Annotated in this window: 25 protein-coding genes; 12 read left to right on the plus strand and 13 right to left on the minus strand. The window is 40.4% G+C overall.

What is annotated here, in order from left to right; genetic code table 11:
- Positions 1 to 4: 4 nt before the first annotated feature.
- Positions 5 to 2,197, plus strand: a complete 2,193-nt coding sequence (locus tag LDL79_RS13290) for a xanthine dehydrogenase family protein molybdopterin-binding subunit (RefSeq protein WP_225598038.1) — start codon at positions 5 to 7, stop codon at positions 2,195 to 2,197.
- Between the two features lie 68 nt (positions 2,198 to 2,265).
- Here the strand turns inward: LDL79_RS13290 and LDL79_RS13295 are convergent, their stop codons facing one another.
- The 4 genes from LDL79_RS13295 to LDL79_RS13310 form a co-directional block, all read right to left on the minus strand.
- On the minus strand, positions 2,266 to 2,553 hold the full coding sequence (locus LDL79_RS13295; RefSeq protein ID WP_225598039.1) for a hypothetical protein: 288 nt from the start codon (positions 2,551 to 2,553) through the stop codon (positions 2,266 to 2,268).
- A 207-nt stretch (positions 2,554 to 2,760) separates the two neighbouring features.
- Positions 2,761 to 3,045, minus strand: coding sequence for a type II toxin-antitoxin system RelE/ParE family toxin (locus tag LDL79_RS13300; RefSeq protein WP_225598040.1), 285 nt, complete (start codon positions 3,043 to 3,045; stop codon positions 2,761 to 2,763).
- Positions 3,042 to 3,278: a ribbon-helix-helix domain-containing protein gene (locus LDL79_RS13305; RefSeq protein ID WP_225598041.1), complete on the minus strand. Its 237-nt coding sequence runs from the start codon at positions 3,276 to 3,278 to the stop codon at positions 3,042 to 3,044. The genes LDL79_RS13300 and LDL79_RS13305 overlap by 4 nt, the downstream gene beginning before the upstream one ends.
- A 116-nt stretch (positions 3,279 to 3,394) precedes the next feature.
- Complete coding sequence (locus LDL79_RS13310) at positions 3,395 to 4,009, minus strand: hypothetical protein (protein WP_225598042.1); 615 nt, start codon at positions 4,007 to 4,009, stop codon at positions 3,395 to 3,397.
- A gap of 349 nt (positions 4,010 to 4,358) precedes the next feature.
- Between LDL79_RS13310 and LDL79_RS13315 the strand changes: the two genes are divergently transcribed.
- A complete protein-coding gene (locus LDL79_RS13315) occupies positions 4,359 to 4,541 on the plus strand; it encodes a hypothetical protein (RefSeq protein ID WP_225598043.1) in 183 nt (60 codons plus the stop codon).
- Positions 4,542 to 4,655: 114 nt separating this feature from the next.
- Here LDL79_RS13315 and LDL79_RS13320 read toward each other — a convergent pair whose 3' ends face one another.
- From LDL79_RS13320 to clpB, 4 genes are all read right to left on the minus strand, one after another.
- Positions 4,656 to 4,910 (minus strand): hypothetical protein, encoded by a 255-nt coding sequence (locus LDL79_RS13320; RefSeq protein ID WP_167597554.1) that lies wholly within the window; start codon positions 4,908 to 4,910, stop codon positions 4,656 to 4,658.
- 278 nt (positions 4,911 to 5,188) lie between these two features.
- Positions 5,189 to 5,737: a hypothetical protein gene (locus LDL79_RS13325; protein WP_225598044.1), complete on the minus strand. Its 549-nt coding sequence runs from the start codon at positions 5,735 to 5,737 to the stop codon at positions 5,189 to 5,191.
- Between the two features lie 97 nt (positions 5,738 to 5,834).
- Positions 5,835 to 7,355, minus strand: a complete 1,521-nt coding sequence (locus LDL79_RS13330) for a hypothetical protein (protein WP_225598045.1) — start codon at positions 7,353 to 7,355, stop codon at positions 5,835 to 5,837.
- 240 nt (positions 7,356 to 7,595) lie between these two features.
- A complete protein-coding gene (clpB, locus tag LDL79_RS13335) occupies positions 7,596 to 10,199 on the minus strand; it encodes an ATP-dependent chaperone ClpB (RefSeq protein ID WP_225598046.1) in 2,604 nt (867 codons plus the stop codon).
- A 201-nt stretch (positions 10,200 to 10,400) separates the two neighbouring features.
- On the opposite strand from clpB, the gene ytxJ reads away from it, so the two are divergent.
- Positions 10,401 to 10,793, plus strand: a complete 393-nt coding sequence (ytxJ, locus tag LDL79_RS13340; RefSeq protein ID WP_225598047.1) for a bacillithiol system redox-active protein YtxJ — start codon at positions 10,401 to 10,403, stop codon at positions 10,791 to 10,793.
- 189 nt (positions 10,794 to 10,982) lie between these two features.
- Here ytxJ and LDL79_RS13345 read toward each other — a convergent pair whose 3' ends face one another.
- A complete protein-coding gene (locus tag LDL79_RS13345; protein WP_225598048.1) occupies positions 10,983 to 13,427 on the minus strand; it encodes a TonB-dependent receptor in 2,445 nt (814 codons plus the stop codon).
- A 385-nt stretch (positions 13,428 to 13,812) separates the two neighbouring features.
- Here LDL79_RS13345 and LDL79_RS13350 point away from each other — a divergent pair, with 385 nt between their 5' ends.
- Entirely contained in the window at positions 13,813 to 14,178 is a 366-nt protein-coding gene (locus LDL79_RS13350) for a CoA-binding protein (protein WP_225598049.1), read from the plus strand.
- Here the strand turns inward: LDL79_RS13350 and LDL79_RS13355 are convergent.
- Positions 14,149 to 15,594 (minus strand): sodium:solute symporter, encoded by a 1,446-nt coding sequence (locus tag LDL79_RS13355; RefSeq protein WP_225598050.1) that lies wholly within the window; start codon positions 15,592 to 15,594, stop codon positions 14,149 to 14,151. The two genes, LDL79_RS13350 and LDL79_RS13355, sit on opposite strands and share 30 nt — an antisense overlap.
- A gap of 232 nt (positions 15,595 to 15,826) precedes the next feature.
- On the opposite strand from LDL79_RS13355, the gene LDL79_RS13360 reads away from it, so the two are divergent.
- Genes LDL79_RS13360 through LDL79_RS13375 form a run of 4 tightly spaced genes read left to right on the plus strand, consistent with a single transcriptional unit; the run spans position 15,827 to position 17,849 of the window.
- Positions 15,827 to 16,057 (plus strand): hypothetical protein, encoded by a 231-nt coding sequence (locus LDL79_RS13360; protein WP_072979813.1) that lies wholly within the window; start codon positions 15,827 to 15,829, stop codon positions 16,055 to 16,057.
- Entirely contained in the window at positions 16,058 to 16,630 is a 573-nt protein-coding gene (locus LDL79_RS13365) for a phosphatase PAP2 family protein (protein ID WP_225598051.1), read from the plus strand.
- Position 16,631: 1 nt separating this feature from the next.
- Entirely contained in the window at positions 16,632 to 17,576 is a 945-nt protein-coding gene (locus LDL79_RS13370) for an NAD-dependent epimerase/dehydratase family protein (protein WP_225598052.1), read from the plus strand.
- A gap of 9 nt (positions 17,577 to 17,585) precedes the next feature.
- The gene (locus LDL79_RS13375) at positions 17,586 to 17,849 is read left to right on the plus strand and encodes a hypothetical protein (protein WP_225598053.1); all 264 of its coding nucleotides are present in this window, start codon (positions 17,586 to 17,588) and stop codon (positions 17,847 to 17,849) included.
- Positions 17,850 to 17,906: 57 nt separating this feature from the next.
- On the opposite strand, the gene meaB is transcribed toward LDL79_RS13375, so the two are convergent.
- Complete coding sequence (meaB, locus tag LDL79_RS13380; RefSeq protein ID WP_225598054.1) at positions 17,907 to 18,947, minus strand: methylmalonyl Co-A mutase-associated GTPase MeaB; 1,041 nt, start codon at positions 18,945 to 18,947, stop codon at positions 17,907 to 17,909.
- A 177-nt stretch (positions 18,948 to 19,124) separates the two neighbouring features.
- Between meaB and LDL79_RS13385 the strand changes: the two genes are divergently transcribed.
- Complete coding sequence (locus tag LDL79_RS13385) at positions 19,125 to 19,553, plus strand: organic hydroperoxide resistance protein (protein ID WP_225598055.1); 429 nt, start codon at positions 19,125 to 19,127, stop codon at positions 19,551 to 19,553.
- A 115-nt stretch (positions 19,554 to 19,668) separates the two neighbouring features.
- On the opposite strand, the gene LDL79_RS13390 is transcribed toward LDL79_RS13385, so the two are convergent.
- The gene (locus LDL79_RS13390) at positions 19,669 to 19,809 is read right to left on the minus strand and encodes a hypothetical protein (protein WP_225598056.1); all 141 of its coding nucleotides are present in this window, start codon (positions 19,807 to 19,809) and stop codon (positions 19,669 to 19,671) included.
- Between the two features lie 38 nt (positions 19,810 to 19,847).
- Positions 19,848 to 20,363, minus strand: a complete 516-nt coding sequence (locus tag LDL79_RS13395; protein WP_225598057.1) for a hypothetical protein — start codon at positions 20,361 to 20,363, stop codon at positions 19,848 to 19,850.
- Positions 20,364 to 20,551: 188 nt separating this feature from the next.
- Between LDL79_RS13395 and LDL79_RS13400 the strand changes: the two genes are divergently transcribed.
- The 3 genes from LDL79_RS13400 to LDL79_RS13410 are packed head-to-tail and all read left to right on the plus strand — an operon-like array spanning position 20,552 to position 23,361.
- Complete coding sequence (locus LDL79_RS13400; protein ID WP_072980443.1) at positions 20,552 to 21,043, plus strand: RNA polymerase sigma factor; 492 nt, start codon at positions 20,552 to 20,554, stop codon at positions 21,041 to 21,043.
- The gene (locus LDL79_RS13405; protein WP_225598058.1) at positions 21,027 to 21,626 is read left to right on the plus strand and encodes a hypothetical protein; all 600 of its coding nucleotides are present in this window, start codon (positions 21,027 to 21,029) and stop codon (positions 21,624 to 21,626) included. The genes LDL79_RS13400 and LDL79_RS13405 overlap by 17 nt, the downstream gene beginning before the upstream one ends.
- Before the next feature lie 16 nt (positions 21,627 to 21,642).
- Positions 21,643 to 23,361, plus strand: a complete 1,719-nt coding sequence (locus LDL79_RS13410; RefSeq protein WP_225598059.1) for a hypothetical protein — start codon at positions 21,643 to 21,645, stop codon at positions 23,359 to 23,361.
- Positions 23,362 to 23,430: the final 69 nt, after the last annotated feature.

Below are 23,430 nucleotides of genomic sequence, written 5' to 3' on the forward strand. Positions count from 1 at the left end.
GATTATGGCACTTATTAAGACAAAACACAACCGTAGATCGTTTTTAAAAGTTTCTGCTGCCGGCGGCGCGGGACTGCTGTTGCAATTTAGTTGGTTTTCGGGCTTAGCTCAAAGCGATGTGCAACCAGAAGATATTGCGTTTGACCTCAATGCATACATACGCATCAATGGGAATGGCACGGTGACTATTTTTTCACCCAATCCTGAAATCGGTCAGAACGTAAAAACCTCAATGCCCCTAATTGTAGCCGAAGAATTAGACGTAGCCTGGGATCAGGTAACGGTAGAGCAAGCACCTCTAGATACTAAAAAATTCAGTCGTCAAATCGCCGGAGGAAGTCAGTCTATTCGTGCCGGTTGGGACGGCTTGCGTATGGCAGGCGCCACTGCGCGGTATTTATTCGTGAATGCAGCTGCAAAACTGTGGAATATTCCTGCGGAAGATCTGGTAACCGAAGAAGGAATGGTTAAGCATTTACCTACCAATAAAACTATTGCGTACAAAGAACTGATCGATGAGGCTTCAAAAATTGAAATACCGGAAGAAGTTCCGCTGAAAGCGCCTAAAGATTTTAAACTTATTGGTACCGCGGTAAAAAACGTAGACGGCGTTAAGATCGCTACAGGAAAACCCTTATTCGGATTAGATTATATGGAAGAGGGCGCAGCAATTGCCATGCTCATTCACGCACCCGCTTTTGGAATGAAACTCAAAAGTTTTGATGCTAGCGAAGCGAAAGCGATGCCGGGAATCAAAGACGTATTTACCGTAGATACTTCATTACAAAACCCAAGTTGGGCAGATGTAAATGCATTTAACGAACTCATCGTTGTAGTGGGAGAGAGTACCTGGCAGGTGATGCAGGCTAAAAAGGCGGTACAAGCCGAATGGGAAACCGAAGCAACTGCGGAAAGTACTGCGACGCATTTAGAGCAATTTGCCTCAGTATTTTCTAAAGGAAAGGGAGAAGTAGCGCGTCAAGACGGAGATCCTGATGCAGCTTTTGCCAATGCTGATACCGTGATCGAACGCACGTATTTCGGGTCGTTTTTAGCGCATAATACGTTAGAGCCGATGAACTTTTTTGCCGATGTCAAAGCAGATTCGGCGCGTTTGATCGGGCCTATTCAAACGCCGGAAGCTTTGCGCGGTTCAGCTGCTGCAATGCTCAATATTCCTGAAGATAACATTCACGTAGATATGACACGTATGGGAGGCGGTTTTGGTCGCAGACTGTATGGAAACTTTGGTCTTGAGGCTGCTGCCATTTCGCAGAAAATAGGTGCTCCGGTAAAACTCATTTACACCCGGGAAGATGATATGACGCAGGGAACCTATCGCCCTTCGTATACTTTAAAATATAAAGCCGCATTGGATACCGATAAAAACCTGACCGCTTTTGAGGTGCAGGGCAGCGGTATTCCATCAAGTCCGGTGTTTGCAGATCGTTATCCGGCAGGAACATTAGCCAATTATCGTGCTGAGAATTTTGGTGTTGATACCAATATTTCAACAGGAGCCTGGCGTGCACCGCGTTCTAATTTTACCGCAGGGGCAGAGCAATCCTTTATTGATGAGGTGGCTGAAGCTGCAGGTAAAGATCCTATTGATTTTAGATTAGAACTTTTTGATAATGCGATCGCCAATCCGGTTGGGGAGCGCAATGATTATGATGCCGAGCGTTATGCCGGCGTTTTAAAACTTGTGCGTGAGAAGAGTAATTGGGGAACCGAGATCGACGGTGTTTACCGCGGTGTTTCGGCGTATTACTGTCACAATTCGTATGTGGCGCAGGTGATTGATCTGGTGATGGATGATCGTGGAAATCCGGTAGTGCAAAAAGTTTGGTGTGCGGTTGACTGCGGAATTGTAGTCAATAAAGAAGGCGCTTTAAATCAAATTGAAGGTGGAATTGTAGACGGACTAGGACACGCAATGTACAGCCAGTTAACATTTAAAAACGGGGCGCCAGAACAACAGAATTTTGACCGCTACCGATTGATCAGAAACAACGAAGCTCCGCTAGAGATCGAAGTATTTTTCGCAGAAAACGAAATCGCACCTACGGGATTGGGCGAACCCGGTTTGCCACCGGTTGCAGGAGCTCTGGCCAATGCTTTGTATAAAGCGACGAGCAAGCGCTATTACCGTCAGCCGTATATGATCTTGGAGCAAGAAACGCAGATCTTGGGTTAACCTTAGGATAAGATCTAAATAAAAAAAGCGACCATAACGGGTCGCTTTTTTTGTGCAGCATAAAGACTTTACCGTATTTCTTTAATAATTAAGGTATCCTTTTTTATTGTTAAGTCATAGTGGTCTGCAAAGGTGTTGTGATTGTCAAAGTACCCAAAGCCTCTTTGTTTTTTTTGACCATCAAGCGTATAGCTAATGACAAAAGCCCCATCTCCCATTGGAGTTTCTGAAATGTCTACTGTATAGTTAACTACTTCTTGAGGTTTAAGCTGAATATATTTTTTTCCATCTTTATTCGGTAAAAGATAAAGAGAATCAACCAGCATCGAGGTCTCATTTTTTATTTTGAAATCCATAGTGTAGTCTAGTTGACAGCTATTTAAAATAAGCAATATTCCGAGTAGTAAAGCAATTTTATACATACGTGTTTGATTTGATGAATGTAACGAACCTCTTTTAAAGATAGGTTTTTTATTGGAGTGAGGGCTTACTCCAATTCCAAATCATAAAACTGAACCAAGGCCCACATTGCAAAAATCCTGAACAGCAGCTCTGCTACTGTTTCAAATCTTGGTCTTGGTATCTTGCCTGGCAATGATGGTCATAATCTCCACCGTATTTTTATTGATTCTGAAATAAATGCTATCTACACCGCAGACGCAACGTCTGTATCCTTTTTTGATAAAATCAACTGCTTCAAAAGCATATGGATTTTCGGCAATGCGATCAAAATATAGAAAGAAGTTCTCAAAATACTGCTCAGCTTGAGCACTACCAAATTTGAAAACGCCGTATTTGTAAATGCGAATTAAATCTTCTTTAGCGGTATTGCTAAGCCGGTAATTCATTTTAAAGAAGACTTAGCCTGAGCTAAAATTTCTTGTTTGCTTTCGCTTGTAAAACCACTTTGTTCGGCGTCGTCGAGTTTAGTGCGTATCCAGTCTATCTCAGCCTGCTGTTTGCGGGCCTGCCTGACAAGATCATTGATCAGTTCACTTTTACTGGTGTATTCTTGAGAGTCTACTTGTTCTTTTAACCAATCATCATTGGGTTTCGTAAAGGAAATACTTTGACGTGCCATAAGATACTATTTGGTGTAAATATACACCAATTATGCATCAGTTGTTTAAAGCTTATCCGACCTAAGGTAATTTTATATGCATTAAGACAGGAAGTGCGGTAACTGATTGAAGCTATTTACGTTGCGCCTGAAGCATTTGCTTTACCCCAATGCCATCTATTTGAATTATTCCTCTTATCAGTGATGTAGATCTTGGTTTGTTCATAGATGCGATCAAATAATTCAATCTGATCCTTTAGCTCAGCGGTGATAAAGATATCTTCTAACTTGGCATTTCTATCTTTTAGAGCCGAATCTGTTTTAAACAGCGGAATAAAATTAAAGTATTGAGAATCTGAAGGAATTGCCTTTAAGTCTTGGTTGAAAGGAATAAATAGCTCAGCTGTTTTATTATTGATATGTTCTTTAAACCATTTTGGGTTGCCGATTTTATCTCCAATTGTCAGCTCGATAAAACTATGTAGTTCAATAGCTTGTTTGTTTTCTGATAGGCAATGTGTAAATAATGCTATTTCACTATCTGAAGGATAAGAGAAAAACGCTGGACCAATGTTTACAATAAATAGGTTTTTATTGATAAATGGTTGACTACTCGATTGCTGTTTTATTTTCAGCACCTTTTTTTGACATAAGAAAATAAGCGCTTGAACGAAATAAACTTCCAGCAAGAATTTATCGGAAGAGCTTAGTTGCTTTAAATCTGCGAGATGTATTTCTGGTTGACGTTCCATTTTTTGCTCTTAGCCCTACAAGTTAGTGATTACCTTTATATTATTAACTGCTAACCACGCGATACAATTCCCTATATGCATTGAGACAGACAGCACGGCAATAGTATGAGTAAAATTGTCTTTAATTGCGTTAAATAGTATTTTGCAATAGAAGTTTTATGGTAAGGATTAAGTTTTGAGGTTTTTATAAAGTTATACTGTGGAAAATAAGAATGGATATTTTGGGGTATATGTTGTCTTAGCGATGATCATATTCGGATCAATTGGTTATTATTTTACGAATAAACGGAATAGAGATGCTCTGAACTCCTCACACGCATTTACTCAGGGAAAAGTTGTAGACTTTTCAATGAGTAACTATACGTACTATTTAGAATACGTGTATTATGTGGACGGCGTGAAGTACAAATCAAGTTTAGGCGGTATGGAGAAATTTTATTGTGAAGATGGGAATTTGGGATGTATTGGAGCCTATTTTGAGGTTAAATATGCAACTGAAGATCCGAGCATTAGTGAAATAAACCTTGGGTGATATAATGAGTATAAACCATTAAAACTCTAAACAAAAACAACGCCTACATCATAAGATATAGGCGTTGCTGCGTTTTGGTTGGTTGTTAGCAATTCTCTATATATTCTATGAAGACTAACTTTCTTCTTCCCCCACTTCTTCGGCTTGAGTGGTGACCGAGCCGGTGCTGGCGTTACCATAAACCGGCGTTTCGTTTCTAAGGATGTCGATGACGCGGGCAAAATTTTCTGCGGTCATATACGGGGTTTCTTCGCGTTTCCCTTGAAAGGTGGTAAAATAGAATTTACCAAGATCGATCTTAGGATCCCAAAGCGCCTGATAGCCGTTTAATTTGGTCCATCCTGAAGTTCCTTGTGCATAATGTGGCATAACTTAAGTTTTTTTGGATTCGTTTGATACAAACTTAACAAGGCTATGCGTCACATTATCAGAGCGGTTGACCCTTTTTTTAAAGGAAATCGCTCTTATTTTTTTACAGGAAATAACCCTGAAGGTGGTGGGTAGGATCTTACCACGCGATACAATTCCCTATATGCAATGGGACAGGCAGCGCGGTAACAAGAGGGAAACTCGAGGTGGGTTTATTTTTTATGTTGCTCCTGCGCGATTGCATCGCGCAGCAATTATTCTAGCTTTTAATTATGGATCTAATCTTGTGGCTGAAGGTGATCATCATAGTTAAGATATTCTCTAATCGTAATATTTTCTTTAACTAATTTTTTGTGTTTATAGCCATTTAAAGGTTTCAGTGTAATCCTTAAATAAACTTCTAACCTTTTAATTGCTAGTCTATCATATTTTGGAAAATTAATTAAAATCAAGTCAAGATTTTCGAAAGCATGTTTTGCTGCTTGAGTTAGATTGTCATCAGTCTTATTTTTCTTTAATTTTTTAGGAAGTGATCTATTTATTAGATTAACTAACAAGCTATTAAACCATCCATTATGTCTAATATCAAAATGAGCTGGTATTCTTTCTACAAAATTACGCGCTACGCAATTTCCAACATAAAGAGGGATATTGTTTTCTTTAAATATATATACACCATTACCAGTTCTGATAGGCAAATCATTGTAAAAAACTAAATCCTTTACAGTTAATTCAGATAGCTTTTTACCTTCTGCTAACTCCAACCAATTTCTAATTGATTTTTCATCATAGTTTAAAATGTCTTCTAATTCGTAATAGTATTTCATTAATGAAATTTTAATTTTATAATCCCAAGTATTCAGTATATAATTTAATTATCTATAAAATTAGGATAGCCAGCCCGGAAAACAACAGGGGCTGTAATTATTCTGTTAAAGCTAATTCTGATTCAATATTTAAACTATCTATGTAATCTTGGAATTTACTAATAGCCAATTTAGGAGCAGATCGAATTTTATCATCTCTTCCTTTGTCGTCTTTTTCATCAGGAAGAATCTGTTTGAAATCTCTTGGATTTGCATTTGGGAATAAACCAATATCCACCATATATGCCGAATAACGTAGACCGTCACTAGGTGCAGAGCTTGTATTTGAGTTTACTAAGTGGATAAGACGTAAATCCACTAATTCTTTAATTGCTTGATTTAATTGAGGGTGTTTCTGAATTTCGGAATTCGACACGAGAAAAGAGTTGTTTTTCTTAGTTGTAATAATTTCATCACGAATAAATTGTAAATAGTGTTCTAAAACTTCTTTTTCATCAGCCGTATCCGTTTTAAAGGCTTCTAATTTATTTGGCAAGTTCTCTATACTACAATCAATTACATTTGGCTTACTTATAGATCTGTCACCATTAATCATTTTGTTACCAAGTGAAATAAATAAAGAGAAAAAGTCTCTAGGTACTCCTCCAGAAGCAAGGCATAAAAATCTAAATGCATTTTCCGTTAATATATTTCTATAATCAATATTGACACCAACTTTGGAGTTAACGTGTTCAAGTAAGTCTCGCATAAAATGTACCAGAGCATTGAAATTTTCAAGGCTATAATCAAGATTTAATGCTTGAGCATCGTGACCAATCTCCATTCCAACATAAGATTCTCCTTGAACGTATAAAGATGACCTATGTTTAATAGTGGCAACTTTCAAAAACATATTAGTATTCTTTGAGAGGCGATGGAAAAAGTCTATAAAATAAGGTTGGTCGGATTTTCTTATAAAGTAGAAGTCATCTAGAATTAGGAATATATTTTTATCAATTAGATTACAAGTTTGATTTACCAATTCCTTTAACTCCGGTAATTCATTTTTTAAGATATTCAGTTTGTCAATTTTGAAATTTTTTGAAATTTCTTTCTCCTCAGATTGCTCTGCACTTAAAGAGGCAGATGAGCCTCCATAACCAGATTTAGCTTCTCCTGATGTCTTTGCTCCTCTTTTTTCCCTAATTGCCTCATCATAATTATCTGGCTGCACTAATCTCTCCTCTAGTTTTGAGAGAATTTTATCATATTCTTTTATTATACGTTTTGTTTCCCACCATTTTTTAATTGATTTAAAAAAACTATACTTACCTTTTATTTCACCTTTTAATTGCTTTATTAAACTCCTGAGAACCTGTATAATTGAATTAGGAAAGCTAATGTCCTTGAAGTCTTCAAGGTTAATTGATATGCACGATATTTCAGGTTTGTTTACCCTTAAAGACTTCAATAACAAGGATTTTCCAGAACCTCTTCTGCCAAAAATTATTTGATTCTGTTTGCTATCAAGCCTTTCGATATGTCCTTTAGGATCTAAATACTCTATGGATGTTTGATTAGTTACTCTAATATTTTCCTCTATATATTTTAACACTTTATTTAAGTCGGTAGTCGTCATCTATTTTTGAAATATCGTTTTTAATTATATTAAATTAAAAGTTGCTTTGAGTTTTATATTAGAAACATAACTTTAATTCAAGATCCATAAAACTACCCAATTAAAACCCTACAACTACCACACAATCAATATTGTTATTAATAATTTATCAACGAACTATGATTATTTTCGCCTCAGCATAAAACATAAAAAAAGCGACATCAATACGATGTCGCTTTGGATTTATACGAGCAATGCTCTTCAGTCATTTTCTACCAGATCGCTTTGATTGCGAAACACGAGTTCGTCATCAAATGCATCGAGTAAAATGATACTGTCTGTGGTGACCTTGCCGCCTAAGATCTCTTTAGACAGTTTGTTCAACACTTCTTTCTGTATGGTACGTTTTACAGGACGTGCCCCAAACTCCGGTTGAAAACCGCGGTCTGCCAAAAACATGATGGCTTCGGCCGTAGCATCTAGCGTGATGCCTTGCTTTGCCAGCATACGGGTCACACCCTTGAGTTGTAAACTCACGACCTGCTCGATGTCTTTTCGCGTAAGCGGGGTAAACATCACGATATCGTCTATACGGTTTATAAACTCAGGACGTATGGTTTGTTTTAGCATCCCCAGTACTTCGGTTTTTGCACCTTCCATCGCGGTCTCAGGATCTTTGATGGTCTCAAATTTCTCCTGTATGATATGACTTCCCATATTTGAGGTCATAATGATGATGGTGTTCTTAAAGTCGGCTAGACGGCCTTTGTTGTCTGTAAGTCTACCTTCATCAAGCACCTGTAACAAAATATTAAAGGTGTCTGGGTGCGCTTTCTCAATCTCGTCGAGCAAGATCACACTGTAGGGCTTGCGACGTACGGCTTCGGTCAACTGCCCGCCTTCATCATAACCCACATATCCCGGAGGCGCGCCTACCAGACGGCTCACGCTGTGACGCTCCTGATATTCACTCATATCTATACGGGTGATGTTGTTCTCATCGTCAAACAGGTATTCTGCCAGCGCTTTTGCGAGTTCGGTTTTACCCACCCCGGTGGTCCCAAGGAATAAGAACGAACCTATAGGTCGTTTTTGATCCTGCAGGCCGGCGCGGCTTCTGCGCACCGCATCACTCACGGCGATGATCGCTTCTTCTTGACCTACCACACGTTTGTGCAGTTCGCCCTCGAGGTGCAGCAGTTTCTCGCGTTCGCTTTGCAGCATTTTGGTGACGGGGATACCAGTCCATTTGGCTACTACTTCGGCGATGTCTTCGCTGGTTACTTCCTCTTTAATGAGGCTGTTATCGGCTTGTGCGGCCAGTTGCTCTTGCAATTTCTCGAGCTCTTCCTGAGCCTGTTTGATCTTGCCATAACGTAACTCGGCTACCAGACCATAATTGCCTTCGCGCTCGGCACGCTCGGCTTCCAGCTTAAAGTTTTCAATATCCTGCTTGGCGTTCTGGATGTTATCTACTACATCTTTCTCGCTCTTCCACTTGGCGTTGATCTCGTTGCGCTCTTCTTTAAGATTGGCAAGATCGGCGCGTAAGGACTTGAGTTTGTTCTCATCCTGCTCGCGTTTGATGGCCTCGATCTCGATCTCGAGTTGCATAATCTTACGGTCGAGTACATCAAGTTCTTCGGGCTTGGAGTTGATCTCCATACGCATTTTGGAAGCTGCCTCATCCATCAGGTCGATTGCCTTATCGGGTAAAAAGCGGTTGGTGATGTAGCGTTGCGAAAGCTCTACTGCCGCAATGATCGCGTTGTCTTTTATACGCACCTTGTGGTGGGTTTCGTACTTTTCTTTGATCCCACGTAAGATGGAAATCGCAGACTCGGTATCGGGCTCAAAGACACTCACTTTCTGGAAGCGGCGTTCTAAAGCTTTATCCTGCTCAAAGTATTTTTGATACTCGTCTAGCGTGGTTGCACCTATGGCGCGTAACTCGCCACGGGCCAAAGCAGGCTTGAGGATGTTTGCAGCATCCATTGCACCCTGACCGCCACCGGCACCTACAAGGGTGTGGATCTCATCTATAAACAAGACGATATCTCCGGCACTGGTAGTTACTTCTTTGATCACGGCTTTCAAACGCTCTTCAAACTCTCCTTTATATTTTGCCCCTGCGATTAAGGCTCCCATATCCAACGCCCAGATCTGTTTCTCCTGAAGATTTTCAGGCACATCGCCGTCGATGATTCGGTGGGCGAGACCTTCGGCGATCGCGGTTTTACCGGTACCGGGTTCACCGACCAAAATCGGGTTGTTCTTGGTGCGACGTGAAAGAATTTGCAGTATTCTGCGTATTTCTTCATCACGGCCAATCACCGGGTCCAGCTTCCCGTCGCGGGCGAGTTGATTGAGGTTTTTAGCGTATTTGCTTAGCGAATTATAAGTATCTTCAGCGCTTTGCGAAGTCACGCGGTCACCTTTGCGCAATTCTTCAATCGCAGCTTTCAAGTGTTTTTCGGTAACGCCCTGATCTTTTAAGATCTGAGCAATCTTGCTACTCGATTTGAAGATCGCCAGGATCAAATGCTCTAACGAAACATACTCATCGTTCATTTTATTGGCGATGTTGCTAGCTTCGGTTACCGTTTTACCGGCTTCACGAGACAGCATAATATCGCCACCGCTTACTTTAGGAAAACTGTTAAGCGTGCTCTCTAAAATCTGTTTTAACAGATTTACATTCACATCCAGTTTCTGGAGCAGAAACGGAGTAACGTTCTCATCAACTTCTAGAATGGCTTTAAAAATATGCTCATTCTCGATTTGCTGATGACCATACCCTTGAGCAAGCGCCTGGGCTTGCTGTATGGCTTCTTGTGATTTTATGGTGAAATTATTAAAGTTCATCGTATTTGTATTTCGATGTTGATATGGCAATTGTTGTACCATTTGTTAAAACCGACGTTTAGTCAGTTATAGCGCGGAATTAGCTGTCTTTTTGTCGGTTAAAGGCTTTGGTTTTTCTTAATACAATAGCCGGTTTAGTTTCTTTAAATTTACAACCGCTTAGGAATTACGAGCGTTAACAAACTTTAAAAAGAAAAAACTATGGGACTTTTTGATATGTTTAAAAGTCAGCGTGATATTGCGAAGGAAGAGATAAAGGAAATGAACTGGATCCCACTCGAGCGTATGGAACAGCTTGATGAAATTGTAGAGATCTCTAATGCGGTGCCGGTGCTTATCTTTAAGCATAGTACCACCTGCGGAATCAGTAGAATGGTATTGCGTAGTTTTGAGAAAGCATACGATTATGACAAAAAGCAATTAGAGCCTTATTTTTTGGATCTTAAAGCGCATCGCGACATCAGTAATGCAATTGCAACAAAGTTCAATGTACAGCACGAGAGTCCGCAATTGTTATTGATCAAAAATGGGACGGTTACTTATCACACTTCCCACGGCGCTATAGAGGCCGAAAACTTGCTAGAGAAAATATAAAAAGCAATCTATTTTTAAAATTGAAAACCCGGAGCAGGCGCTCCGGGTTTTTTTTACCCATTAATTGGTTATTCGTCTGTAGAAGGCTAAATCTAATAAACAATAACCGTATGTTTTAATAGGTTGATTGATTATATGTTACCAAATATTCAATTCTATTACAATTATAATAAAAAAATTAAAATTATGTTAAAATAATCCACCGCCGTCTTTTTCATTGTCATCACGGTTTTTGCGTTTCTTCGCTCTGAACTTACTATCGCCAAAACGATAGTTAAATCCTACGTATATCGTGTTGCTTTCCCAATTGAACTGACCCTCTACGCGATACGGACTCACAGCCGTAAAGCGCGCTTTCATCGTATTAAAAATGTCATTGTAGTTTAAGCTGATGGTCCCTTTACCGTCAAAAATGCTATAACGCGCGCCAACATTGGTCATAAACATCGACTTGTTTCTAAACTGAATACTTTCGGCAGGACCTCTGAACATCGCAAACGCGGTAAAGGTAAGTCGCTGAGTAGCCGTAAAATTATTGATGATACGGGTGTTGAATATAGAATTGGTCACCTCACGTTCCGTAAGCATAATATCTGCTGCCGTTGGATTCTCAATGTCCGGATCTAAGGATTCAGAAATACCGGTCTGCGTTTGACTAAACAGATCAAAACTTGCATTCAAGCTCCACCATTCGGTAGGTTTATAATTGGCACTTACTTCAAAACCATATGCAGTGGTTGAATCAAAATTATCGTTGGTCAAAACCATTCGGTCTAGATTAAAGCGATCTACATAAACCGCCTGATTGATTTGATCTTCAATGATGCGGTAAAATACACCGGCGGTGATGCTTCCCTTGTCCAGAGAACGTGTGTAATTGGCTTCTAGCGAATTAGTAAACTGCGGACGTAAATTCACGTTTCCGTACTCGGTTACCAATGGTGAACTCCATTCTCTAATAGGATTGACCTGCCCAACACCCGGGCGATCAATTCTTCGGCTATAACTCACCTGATACTGATTTTTTTCCGAAGGATTAAAGGTTACATAAGCCGAAGGATACAACTCAAAATAGTCGTTGGTGAATGCGCGAACGCTATTGGTATCTGCAGCTACATTCACCTGCTCTGCACGCACCCCGGCTTGATACGACCACTTCTCGTAGTTTTTTCCGTAGGTCACATATGCCGAATAAATATCCCTACTGTAGTCAAAAAGCGTGTTGGGCGTAGGAACCAGATCGCCTTCTGCGTTAAAGGATTGTCCGGTGCTGCTGTAACCAATATCGGTGTTAAACAGGATGGCCTGTAAACCAACCTCGAGCTTTTCACTTTCAGAAAGCGGATTGACATAGTCTAAATTCAACGTGGTGCGATCACGCTTGGTATCTACAAAATCTTCGTAGTCGGGTAGTGGCGTGGCGCCCGTAAAATCGAAGAAGGTATCTTCATCAGCATCAAATGTGTTGTAATCGGCTTCAAACTCGATGTTGTGCCCTTCTTTTTCAAAATCAAGCTTGTAGTCAAAATTATACTGCTGGGAGTAATTGTCCATGTCTGCACCAAAATCCTGCATCAAATTGCGCGTCATATCATCAGCATAAACAATATTGATGTTTCCGCCGGGAGTGCCTTTAAAGCTATTTTGAGACGTGAAAACTGAAAGTGTATTCTTATCATTAAGATACACGTCAAGACCTACTTTAAGCAGGTGTGAATTCTGGTCATTCAGCATATCAAAAAATTGTGTCGAATTATCGCCTTCGCGAAAGATCGTCCCGTAGTTAGCACGTTTTGCGATGGTGTTACTGTAATTAGAATACAGGTTGAATTTACCATTGCGGTAGTTCAAATTTAAACCACTGTTAAACTGTGGATTTTTCTCATAAGCCAGACCGGCGCTTACATCCCCGTTAAAACCAATGTTCACATTTTTGTGTAACACAATATTGATGATCCCGCTCATTCCGTCCGGGTTGTATTTGGCTGAAGGGTTGGTGATCAATTCGATCTTTTTGATCGAGTTAGACGGAAGCTGTTTTAATAATTGATCTGCAGGAATATTAGATAATTTTCCGTCCACCATAACTTGTACGTTGCTGTTTCCGCGTAGCGTAAGAGCTCCTGATTGCTGGTCTAAATTCACCGAAGGGATATTGTTCATGATATCTGCTGCAGAAGCTCCTGCAGTAGTCAGATCTTTCCCAACGTTGATCACCTTACGATCAATTTTTTGCTCGATCGTCGTGCGTTCTGCGACGATGTTCACGGCATCTAATTCTGCCGGAACAGCACTAAGATTAAGGTTGCCCATATCGTGCTTGCGATGGTCACGATCAATTTTTAGATCGCGTTCAAAAGCTTCATACCCTATAAATTGAACCCTAAGCGTATAAATCCCTTCCGGAATTTTGTTGATTTCAAAAGCCCCATCGTCGTTGGTGATACCACCGGTTATCGTTTGTTCTCCAGAAGTAATAACTACGGTAGCGTAGGGAATAGGCTGGTTTAGGTCGGCGTCAAGTACAACACCACTTACAGAGCCGGTAACTACCTCATTGGGTTTTGGCTGAGCAAAAAGCAGCGTGGTACATAGCGTGAAGAGCAGGCATAAAAGCCCATGGTTAGATTTCATAACTGTTCGATTTTGTTGATTGATAAAACATAATACTTTGTAATGCATAATAGCTTAAACAAAGTACCCCGTGATTAGCGGTTTATAAATAGACGAACGTGTTTTAAATCTGTTACAGTAAAAGTTACATTTATTCTGTAAACCCTAATTTAAACGCGCTAGTTTGCTGAATTTAAAGCGGTTGTAAGCGGAATAAATTTGATATACTAAAATAAAAGAAAACCCGAGACCGCTAAATCTCGGGTTTTCAAGCTTGAACGCTAGAAATTAACACTAACCATCAAAACTAATTTATAAACGATTCAAACTTGGAAGTCGACTTCTATTACATAGACTAGTCTTAAAAGCTATTGTTACAGCTGCAGGAAACCTTTAACTTTGATTTATGAAAGCAAAGAAAACCTTGGTGCTTGGCGCCTCTCTAAAACCTATACGCTACTCGTATATGGCGATACATAAATTGGTGAAAAATAACCAACCTGTGGTGGCGATCGGTTTAAGGGAAGGGGAAGTCGCCGGGGTGACCATAGACACCGGTATGCCAGCATATGAGCATATAGATACGGTTACGCTCTATCTCAACGCGCAGCGCCAAGAGGCGTATTACGACTATATCATAGGATTGCAACCTAAACGCGTGATCTTTAATCCGGGTACTGAGAATCCGGAGTTTTATAAACTCCTGCAAGCCGCAGATGTAGAAGTAGATCCTGCGTGTACGTTAGTGCTTTTGAGTACGAATAACTACTAAGCCCAAAAAGGTTAGGAGTCCGTTTAAGATCAAGATAAAGAAACCAAATTCAAAATTAAGGTAGGTCAAGGTCAACTGACTGATGATGTATCCTAAAATGGGAGATGCTACGGCAGCGACCGGGACAAACCTGTCTTTTACCTGCCATTTTGTAAATAATCCGAAAGCGTATAAACCTAATAAGGGCCCGTAGGTGTAGCCTGCAAACACAAATAATCTGGCGATCACGCTTTCATCTGCGATGAGGTATTTAAAACCAATGATCACAAGGATTAAAAGCAAAGAAGCTGCAACGTGTATTTTTTTACGAATGGCGATCTGCTTCGCCTGATCATACTTTTTCTCAATCCCTAAAATATCAATACTGAACGAGGTTGTGAGCGAAGTCAATGCACTGTCTGCGCTTGAATAGGCTGCAGCGATCAAGCCTAGAATGAAACAGATGGCGATCCCAAAGCCCAATCCGCTTTTTGTTGCGATGTATGGGAAAAGGTCGTCTTTTGAAGCTTCGATCCCATTTTTCTGTGCATAAACGGTAAGCAAAACTCCAAGTGCGAGAAACACAAAATTCACCACCGTGAGCACCATCGTAAACCAAAACATATTTTTCTGAGCGTCTTTAAGGCTTCGGCAGGTGAGGTTTTTTTGCATCATATCCTGATCGAGACCGGTCATCACAATTGCGATAAACGCCCCGCTGATGAACTGCTTAAAGAAGAAATCTTCGCTTTTCCAATTATCAAAAAAGAACATTTGCGATAGATCACTTTCCGCAACAAAATTAAAAAGAGATCCTGCGCTTAGTCCCAAGTCGGTCGATACAAAATAGATCGCCACGCTCAAGGCAGTAAGCATAAACAGGGTTTGCAGCGTGTCTGTCCAAACAATGGTCTTGATACCGCTCTTAAACGTGTAGAGCCAAATGAGCAGAATGGTGATGGTTACTGTTACCCAAAACGGAACCTGCATACTGTCAAAAACTAAGAGTTGTAGCACGTTTGCTACGAGGTATAATCTAAAACTCGCACCAACCACACGGCTAAGTAGAAAAAAGGATGCACCGGTTTTATAACTAGCGACACCAAAACGCCCTTCAAGATAAGTGTAGATCGAAGTTAGATTCAATCGGTAATAGAGCGGAAGCAACACGAGGCTGATAACGGCATACCCTACGGTATATCCCAAAACCACTTGAAAGTAGCTAAACTGTGACGCTTCAACCCAACCCGGCACCGAAATAAACGTCACTCCCGAAAGCGAAGCTCCGATCATTCCAAAAGCGACCAGATACCACGGCGATTGTTTACTGGCTTTGAAAAAATCTTCATTAGAGCCACCTTTTCCGGTGAAATAGGAGATCAACATCAAGGTGATAAAATAGCCAGCAATTAATAGGAGAATGGTTGTGGGCTGCATAGCGCTTGAGGGTTTATAGAATTGGGCACGAAGATACGGTATAAAATTGCAACAATGTGGCGTCGCTGTTTTGAGAACTTAGGGCTAGGGCGGGCTTTTAAGGCGGTTCTCTTTAGGAAACTTACCTTTGCTCAGAATAATGCAATTTTCGGCGGGCTTTTAAATTAAATGTTAGTTGAGATGCCTAAATTTGCCGACCGTTTTATCAAGACGTTAAACTTAAATTTCATTTATGGAGCTTCCTAAATTTATATTGGGCGATAACACTGATTACCCAGAATCTATCTTTGTGATTCACACTGATTTTCCGCGGTTTATCATTGACCTTAAAACTGACGATGTGGAGTGGCTGGAGGATTTTGATAAAAATGATGAAGAAGAACTCGCTACCGAAGCCGAAGGTTTAATTCAAGCGGCAACTGATTTTTACGATAGAGAAGTAGCACGCTACGAAGAAGATTAAATGAATCAATTAAAAGAACTGGATTATGAGTTGTATCTCTTCCTCAATAATTTGGGGTCAGAGACTTGGGATCCATTCTGGTTATTTTTGACCAATAAATGGTCGAGCATTCCGCTGTATGCCTTGTTGCTGTTTTTGATTTTTAAGAAATTCGGTTTAAAAGGTACGCTGTATACGTTAGTGGCTGTCACCCTTTTGATCACGGCAACAGACCAGTTGGCCAATGTTTTTAAACATGGTTTTGAGCGTTTGCGTCCGTGCGGGCAAGAAGGAATTATGGAACAGGCGCGTTTTATCGCAGTGCGCTGCGGAAGCTACGGGTATTTTTCGGCACATGCCGCAAGTACAATGGCACTGGCGATTTTTGTAGGCTTGCTTTTACGCTCAAGTTTTAAATGGATTTTTCCGTTTTTGATCGTGTGGGCGCTGCTTGTAGGATACAGTCGAATTTACGTTGGTGTGCATTATCCCGGCGACGTGCTCACCGGATTTATTATTGGCGGCCTCATTGGTTTACTGATGCAGTGGCTGCATCGTTTTGGCTATGCCAAAATTTTTAAAGAAACATATTAGTATGAAAATATTGGTAACCGGAGCTGCCGGTTTTATAGGATCACATTGCGCCGAACGTTTACAGGCGATGAATCACGAAGTAACAGGGATAGACAATTTCTCTCCTTATTACAGTCCGGATTTAAAAGATCGAAATGCCAAAGCGCTGGAGCGTGCGGGAATCCCAATTCTTATTGTAGATCTTAGAACGCCTAAAGATTTTGAAAAGCTTCCAACAGATTTTGATTATATCTTTCACTTTGCCGCACAACCCGGTATTGCAGCAACTTCAAGCTTTGAAGATTATTTGATGAACAACCTGGTGGCGACTAAAAACCTGATCGATTTTGCGTTAAAATGTGAAGGTCTTAAGCTGTTTACTAATATTTCTACTTCGTCTATTTACGGTTTACGAGCGACCTTGACCGAAGATGCGGCCCCAGAACCTGCGTCTTTCTATGGCGTGACTAAACTTGCAGCAGAGCAAATCGTACTCTCTAAAACCAGAGAGCAAAAAATGAATACCTGCTCATTGCGTTTATTTTCGGTTTACGGCCCGCGTGAGCGTCCAGAAAAGTTATACACTAAATTAATTGGCTGTGGCTTCTTCCATCAAGAATTTCCGCTGTTTGAAGGTAGCGAGGATCACGTGCGTAGTTTTACGTTTGTAGATGATATCATTGATGGTGTAGTTAGTGTTATCGGAAAAGAAGATGTGGTGCGTGGCGAAGTGATCAATCTGGGAACCGAACAAGAACACACCACCGGAGAAGGTATTGCGATTGTTGAAGAACTTCTGAATACTAAAATACGCAAGGATATTGTACCGAAACGTGGCGGGGATCAGATGTTTACCAAAGCCAATATTGAGAAGGCGCGTCGCTTATTGAATTACAATCCTTCAACGACCTTAAAAGAAGGTCTTCAGAAACAAATAGAATGGTACCGTCAAGAATTTGTAGACTAATTATTTGAGATGCGACTAGATCCTAAAGACCGAAAATTTTTAACCGACTGGAAAGAAAAGCGAGAGGCCAAATTTCAATTTATTCTCGGGATTACACTACAAGTTATTTTAGGAGCGCTCACCTATAAATTAGTGATCACTTATTTTATGGGGGGTATTTTTGATACTACAGATTTTATACTTTTTGGTATAATTGGTTTGGTTTTAGGTGTTGTTGTAGGCTTTTTAAAATACCGAAAGAACGAAAAGCGGTATGCACGTTTAAAATCCTGATCAAGTTTGATCTTTAGTTTTTAGGTGTCGCTCATCGATAGAATTACCAGAGGTAGCTTACTTGAAGTTTTTCAAGAGTTCTTGTGCCGCTTGAAACGCCGAAACCTTACCTGTGTTTATGGCGTCTAACAGTTGCGGTAATTGCTGTTTAACCGTTTGATCTTTATAAAATCGGTCTTTTAAAGCATTCACAACAGTAGCTTGTAACCAGTATTTATTTTGATCTTGACGATTGCTTTCAAAAAAGCCATTAGCTTTTGTGTGCGCTTCAAATTCTAGAAGCGTCTGCCATATCTTATCAATGCCTGTTTCTTTGAGTGCGCTGCACAGCATGATTTTTGGTTGCCAGGCGCTTGCTTTAGGTCGGTATAAATGAAGCGCTCTTGAAAATTCGGTTTTAGCATGTTTGGCCGCTGTGGTATTTGTACCGTCTGCCTTGTTGATAACGATCGCATCGGCCATTTCAATAATTCCACGTTTAATACCTTGCAATTCATCTCCCGCTCCGGCAAGCTTCAGGAGTAAGAAAAAATCAGTCATTTGATGCACGGCTGTTTCACTTTGACCCACGCCCACCGTTTCAATAAAAATAAGGTCAAAGCCTGCCGCTTCACAAAGGCTAATGGCCTCCCGGGTTTTACGAGCCACACCGCCCAAAGCGTCACCTGCCGGTGAAGGCCTTATAAAAGCGTTGGCGTCAGCCGTAAGTCGTTCCATTCTGGTTTTGTCGCCTAGGATGCTTCCTTGAGAAATAGAACTACTGGGATCTACGGCAAGAACAGCAACTTTTTTTCCTTGTGCGATGGCGAGCATTCCTAGCGCTTCTATAAAAGTACTTTTTCCAACACCCGGAACACCGGTGATCCCTACGCGCAATGCATTTTTTGTGTGCGGAAGACAGGCCGCCAGAATTTCTTGAGCAGTTTGCTGATGTGCAGAGGTTGTACTTTCGATCAGCGTGATTGCCCGGCTGAGTGCAATGGTATTTCCTGCTAAAATTTCGGTGCTTAACACTTGAGGATCAATAGCGCGCTTTCTGTTCTTAATCAGTTTTTGAGCTGCAGTAAGGTCAATATGCTTATTCTTAGGTGTTTTCAAGTCTTCTATTCTGAACTGTTAAAGGTAAAAGAAAACCTTACCGATACCGCTCTTACCGTTCAAAAATCTTGGCTCAAAATCCGGCTTGCGGATTTTTGTGAAATCTTTAAGAATCTCACGTTGATTCCTCTCTAAAGGAATAGTATATTCAAAATATTAATCAACGAAAATTTTATTATGAAAGCTTTATATAAGGCAAAGGCTACCGCCACAGGTGGTCGTGACAGTAGTGTTTCAACAGATGACGGAACTCTCGATCTTGATTTGAGTGTGCCAAAAGGACTGGGTGGAGCCGGTGGTGAAGGTACCAATCCAGAGCAATTGTTTGCTGCGGGATATTCGGCGTGTTTTGGTAGTGCACTGGCGCACGTAGCACGTGGAAAAAAGGTAGAGCTTGGCGATTATTCGGTGACTGCTACGGTAAAGATTGGTAAGAATGAAGATGATATGTTTCAGCTTGCAGTAGTGCTTGATTGCTATTTACCTACTGTGGATGTTGAACAAGGGGAGGCTTTAGTAAATGAGGCTCACGAAGTTTGCCCATATTCTCGAGCTACGATGGACAATATTGATGTCACGTTAAACTTATTGTTAGACGACGAGTAACAATACTTCACTTTAGATTTAAACCCGCTCTATGAGCGGGTTTTTTTTGTTAACGCCAAAGGGTTTAATACGCCGTCTTACAGCTGACGGGATCCCTCGAAATCGAAAATTTGTTTTAGTAATGCTCGGGCTTGTCCTGTGGTTGTTTTCGTTTAGAATTCTTTAAAAATGTAGGTGGAGGCGGTGTAAAATTGGTTTTGTCAATTTCTATAAAATAAGGGATATCTAATTGATATGCGTCCTGGACTTTAGCCATTGTACTTGTAATAAGGCGTAGTGTATTTTTTAAATTTTCTATTGAAGTATTTCGTCTAGATTAGAGTAGTCAATACTTATTAAAATTCTTTTTAAATCTTCTTTAGTAAAATATAGAGCATTTATTTGTGTATCTAAGGACTCTTGAATTTTTGAAGTAAATAAATGAGGAGAAATATTGGTTTCAAAATTTGATCTTAAAGAATCATTTTGAAAATCAAATAGATCTACGTGCCCAAAGCAAGCGAATGAACTTTTCTCAGCACAGGTTTTAAAAACAAGAATTTTAAGTAATGTATTTTCTTCTGTAAAACTTAGAATATTGCCTTTTCCATTACACGCATTTTGGTCCATTTCTGCGATTAATTCGGCGTATGTTTTGAAATCGTTCAGATCGATTATTACTTTTTCTGTTTGAGTGGCTTTAAACCGATCTTCACTTGGAAAATATAAGGTTTCGAGATCTTCAGAAACTTCATGAAAATGCTCTACCTCTTGAGAACAGGAAAACACTCCCAATAACGGTATCAGTACCAAAAGATAAAGTTTCTTCATTTATTCTATTTTCTATTTTAAAATCAAATAACCTGCCACTTATAGTTTATCTAAAATATTTAATCACAATTTTGCAACGCAGACGAAAAAACTTCGTCTTTAGAAAAGGAATTAGCAACTAACCATTTACCATTTTGCAAATTACCGAAATACTTGAACGATGTAAGCAAAACGACCGGCGTGCGCAAATGCAACTTTATAATAAGTATAGCGAGGGCATGTATTATGTTGCTTTTAGGTTTTTAAAGAATTCTTTTGAAGCCGAAGAAGCGATGCAGGAAGGTTTTGTAAAAGCGTTTACTAAAATGCATCAATACAACGGAGAGGTGACTTTTGGGGCTTGGTTAAAGCGTATCGTGATCAATAAAAGTATTGATATGCTGAAGGCTAAAAAACTAGAGCTGGTCGCCATTAATGAGCAAGTATTGGGTACGGTAGATGAGCATAATGACTGGTCTGTAGATGATGGGATTACGCTAGATCAAATCAAAGCAGCTATTGAAGAATTACCAGAGCGGTATCGCTATGCGGTGATGCTCTTTTTAATAGAGGGATACGACCACCAGGAAATATCAGAAATATTAGAAATAACTGAGGTTGCATCGCGTACGCTGGTGCACCGCGGAAAGAAAAAATTGCAGGAGAAACTTAAAACTAAATATCATGGCACAGGATATTAGAGAAATGTTTAAAAATGATTTGAGCATTCCTGATGAGGGGCTTAAACGAGGGCACGAAGCGCGATTTAATGCGCGTCTGGATGCGCACTTTGGGAAGGAGGCAAAAGCCAAAGCCGAAGTTTATCTCTGGATGAAAATAGCAGCCGTTTTGGTGGTGGTGATCGCAATTAGTGGGCTGTTGCTAAACAATCCGTTGAGTACCGGCACTCAGGCTGAGCAAACTGTAGAGGCTAACTCGCTTGCAACCACGCAGCCGGTAAAAGTGCAGCTAAGCGACTTCTCTCCAGAGTACAAGCAAATTGAAGATAGTTATCTGGCAACCATTCATATGGAATTGGCTCAACTTAACGTCACCGATGATAACAAAGCCATCGTTGATGCCTATATGGGTCAGCTCGAAGAGTTGAATCAAGAGTATGACCGTCTTAATGCTGATCTGGTAGAAACAGGAGTGAACGATTACAATATTCAATCTTTAATTGATAACCTTCAGTTTAGATTGGATTTATTGAACAAGTTGAAAGAGAAATTAAACGAACTACAAGTGTCTCAAAATAATGAGATACAAACCAATACCTTGTAAATCGATGATGAGGACTATGAAGTGTTATGCGAAGCTGTTGGCGGTTTTGGTTTTTATTCCGCAGGCAAACGCACAAACTACAAACAGCAAGCTCAATGAGCGCTTTGCTACTAATGCGAACGTGGCCATCCTTACAGAGTCACAATACGCAGACATTGTTTTTGAAGATTGGAATAAAAATGAAGTCGAAGTCGAAGCTGTTATTGAGTCTGAAGATTTAAGTAAAGAAGAGATCAATCAGCTGCTTAAAGGCTGGCAAGTCAACGTTCAGGGCAATAGTAAAGCTGTACGTATCATTAGCAGTGGTGCGCCTTCAACGGCCAGTATAGCTTTAGGCGATACCCAAGTACGTGGCATCAATGACTTGATCACTGCATCTATGCAGCAAATGATTCAGCCGGTGATGCAGCAACCTAATGTTTCACCCATTTTGCAGCAGTTTGCATCTATGCAGATTCCTGCTGAATTCTACAAGGGGATGAATGCTGTTTCATTTGACTACCAGGCGTATAAACGTGACGGGGCTAAATATTTAGAGCAGTATAAGCGCAAGATTGAGCAGAATCTGGGAGAAGATTTTGATGTGGTAATGAAAAAATGGGAGCAGAATAATAAAAAGCGAGTTGCTGCAGGGCAAGGTCTTGCCGGAAGCAGTCTGCTTGGGATGCCAAAATCACCTTTTGGAAAAGATATGAGTTTTGACAGCGCTGCTTTTAATCGCGATAAGAAAGCCTACGTTGCCGCGATGAATAAAAAATACGGAACCAATGTAAGTGTTTCTCAAGTAGATCAGTGGCGTAGTGCTATTGAAGATTGGGGCGATGAGTTTAGTGCAGATATGAAGGCTTGGGGAGAACGTTTTGGTAAACAACTGGGCGGTTCTAGTGAGGCTTTGGGAGCTACCTTTGGCCGTGCTATTGAGAGTGATATGGCGGCTTTAGGGCAAAATGTTGAAAAAGCGATGCAAAGCTGGAGTAATGACTTTGCAAAGAAATTAGAGCAAATGGCCGAAGCACAAGGCGGAAGTCTTAAAAAAACCGTTACTACAGACGCTAACGGAAATGTGAGCACGCAAATGACCTATAGCTATTCGGGGACTCCTTCCGGGGCTGCTATCGCAGTAAAGCCTAAAGGCACATTTTCTCGTAAAATTATCGTGCATATGCCTAAAGCGGCACAGCTAGACCTTAACGTTCGCCACGGTAACGTGAAGATCTCTGAGGCTACCAATGCTCGAGTAACGCTCGCACACGGAGATTTTATGGCGAATACCATTTCTGGTGAAAAAACCTTGATCAACGTTGCGTACAGTCCCGTTGATGTGACTACTTGGGATTACGGTACGTTACGCGCCAATTATATTAAGAACTGTGTGATTGATAAAGCAAAAAGCATCAATGTAGATTCTAGAGCAAGCAGTATTGTGATTAACGAACTTGAAGATGCTGCGGTGATTACGGGAAGCTTTGGCGAACTTTCTATCCCAAAATTGGGTAAGAATTTTAAAACCTTAAACATTAGTGTAGAGAACAGCGATGTAGTACTCAACCTGCCGGAAACACCTTTCCATTTTAATTTTAATGGTGTGCGCAGTCGTCTAAATTATCCGAGAAAGATCGAGGCTAAAGTTATGGAAGGCTACAACAGCAGTATGGTTAACGGCTTCTATAAATCAAGAAATACAGACAGTATTATAGCGATTTCATCTAAATATAGTGATATCGTCCTTAATTGAGTTTTTTAGTTTAATTGTTGTAAAAAGTCCGTTCCTGCCAGAACGGACTTTTTTGTTTTAGACTGCATA

Source organism: Leeuwenhoekiella palythoae (assembly GCF_020310025.1).
Classification (GTDB): domain Bacteria; phylum Bacteroidota; class Bacteroidia; order Flavobacteriales; family Flavobacteriaceae; genus Leeuwenhoekiella; species Leeuwenhoekiella palythoae.

Coding starts and splice junctions, on each gene's coding strand:
- LDL79_RS13355 (WP_225598050.1), bottom strand. CDS start 15,594: ATGCAGCCCACAACCATTCTCCTATTAATTGCTGGCTATTTTATCACC.
- LDL79_RS13325 (WP_225598044.1), bottom strand. CDS start 5,737: ATGAAATACTATTACGAATTAGAAGACATTTTAAACTATGATGAAAAA.
- ytxJ (WP_225598047.1), top strand. CDS start 10,401: ATGGGACTTTTTGATATGTTTAAAAGTCAGCGTGATATTGCGAAGGAA.
- clpB (WP_225598046.1), bottom strand. CDS start 10,199: ATGAACTTTAATAATTTCACCATAAAATCACAAGAAGCCATACAGCAA.
- LDL79_RS13360 (WP_072979813.1), top strand. CDS start 15,827: ATGGAGCTTCCTAAATTTATATTGGGCGATAACACTGATTACCCAGAA.
- LDL79_RS13300 (WP_225598040.1), bottom strand. CDS start 3,045: ATGAATTACCGGCTTAGCAATACCGCTAAAGAAGATTTAATTCGCATT.
- LDL79_RS13410 (WP_225598059.1), top strand. CDS start 21,643: ATGAAGTGTTATGCGAAGCTGTTGGCGGTTTTGGTTTTTATTCCGCAG.
- LDL79_RS13405 (WP_225598058.1), top strand. CDS start 21,027: ATGGCACAGGATATTAGAGAAATGTTTAAAAATGATTTGAGCATTCCT.
- LDL79_RS13310 (WP_225598042.1), bottom strand. CDS start 4,009: ATGGAACGTCAACCAGAAATACATCTCGCAGATTTAAAGCAACTAAGC.
- LDL79_RS13345 (WP_225598048.1), bottom strand. CDS start 13,427: ATGAAATCTAACCATGGGCTTTTATGCCTGCTCTTCACGCTATGTACC.
- LDL79_RS13315 (WP_225598043.1), top strand. CDS start 4,359: ATGAGTAACTATACGTACTATTTAGAATACGTGTATTATGTGGACGGC.
- LDL79_RS13390 (WP_225598056.1), bottom strand. CDS start 19,809: ATGGCTAAAGTCCAGGACGCATATCAATTAGATATCCCTTATTTTATA.
- LDL79_RS13290 (WP_225598038.1), top strand. CDS start 5: ATGGCACTTATTAAGACAAAACACAACCGTAGATCGTTTTTAAAAGTT.
- LDL79_RS13350 (WP_225598049.1), top strand. CDS start 13,813: ATGAAAGCAAAGAAAACCTTGGTGCTTGGCGCCTCTCTAAAACCTATA.
- LDL79_RS13400 (WP_072980443.1), top strand. CDS start 20,552: ATGCAACTTTATAATAAGTATAGCGAGGGCATGTATTATGTTGCTTTT.
- LDL79_RS13375 (WP_225598053.1), top strand. CDS start 17,586: ATGCGACTAGATCCTAAAGACCGAAAATTTTTAACCGACTGGAAAGAA.
- LDL79_RS13320 (WP_167597554.1), bottom strand. CDS start 4,910: ATGCCACATTATGCACAAGGAACTTCAGGATGGACCAAATTAAACGGC.
- LDL79_RS13305 (WP_225598041.1), bottom strand. CDS start 3,278: ATGGCACGTCAAAGTATTTCCTTTACGAAACCCAATGATGATTGGTTA.
- LDL79_RS13295 (WP_225598039.1), bottom strand. CDS start 2,553: ATGGATTTCAAAATAAAAAATGAGACCTCGATGCTGGTTGATTCTCTT.
- LDL79_RS13365 (WP_225598051.1), top strand. CDS start 16,058: ATGAATCAATTAAAAGAACTGGATTATGAGTTGTATCTCTTCCTCAAT.
- LDL79_RS13370 (WP_225598052.1), top strand. CDS start 16,632: ATGAAAATATTGGTAACCGGAGCTGCCGGTTTTATAGGATCACATTGC.
- LDL79_RS13385 (WP_225598055.1), top strand. CDS start 19,125: ATGAAAGCTTTATATAAGGCAAAGGCTACCGCCACAGGTGGTCGTGAC.
- LDL79_RS13395 (WP_225598057.1), bottom strand. CDS start 20,363: ATGAAGAAACTTTATCTTTTGGTACTGATACCGTTATTGGGAGTGTTT.
- LDL79_RS13330 (WP_225598045.1), bottom strand. CDS start 7,355: ATGACGACTACCGACTTAAATAAAGTGTTAAAATATATAGAGGAAAAT.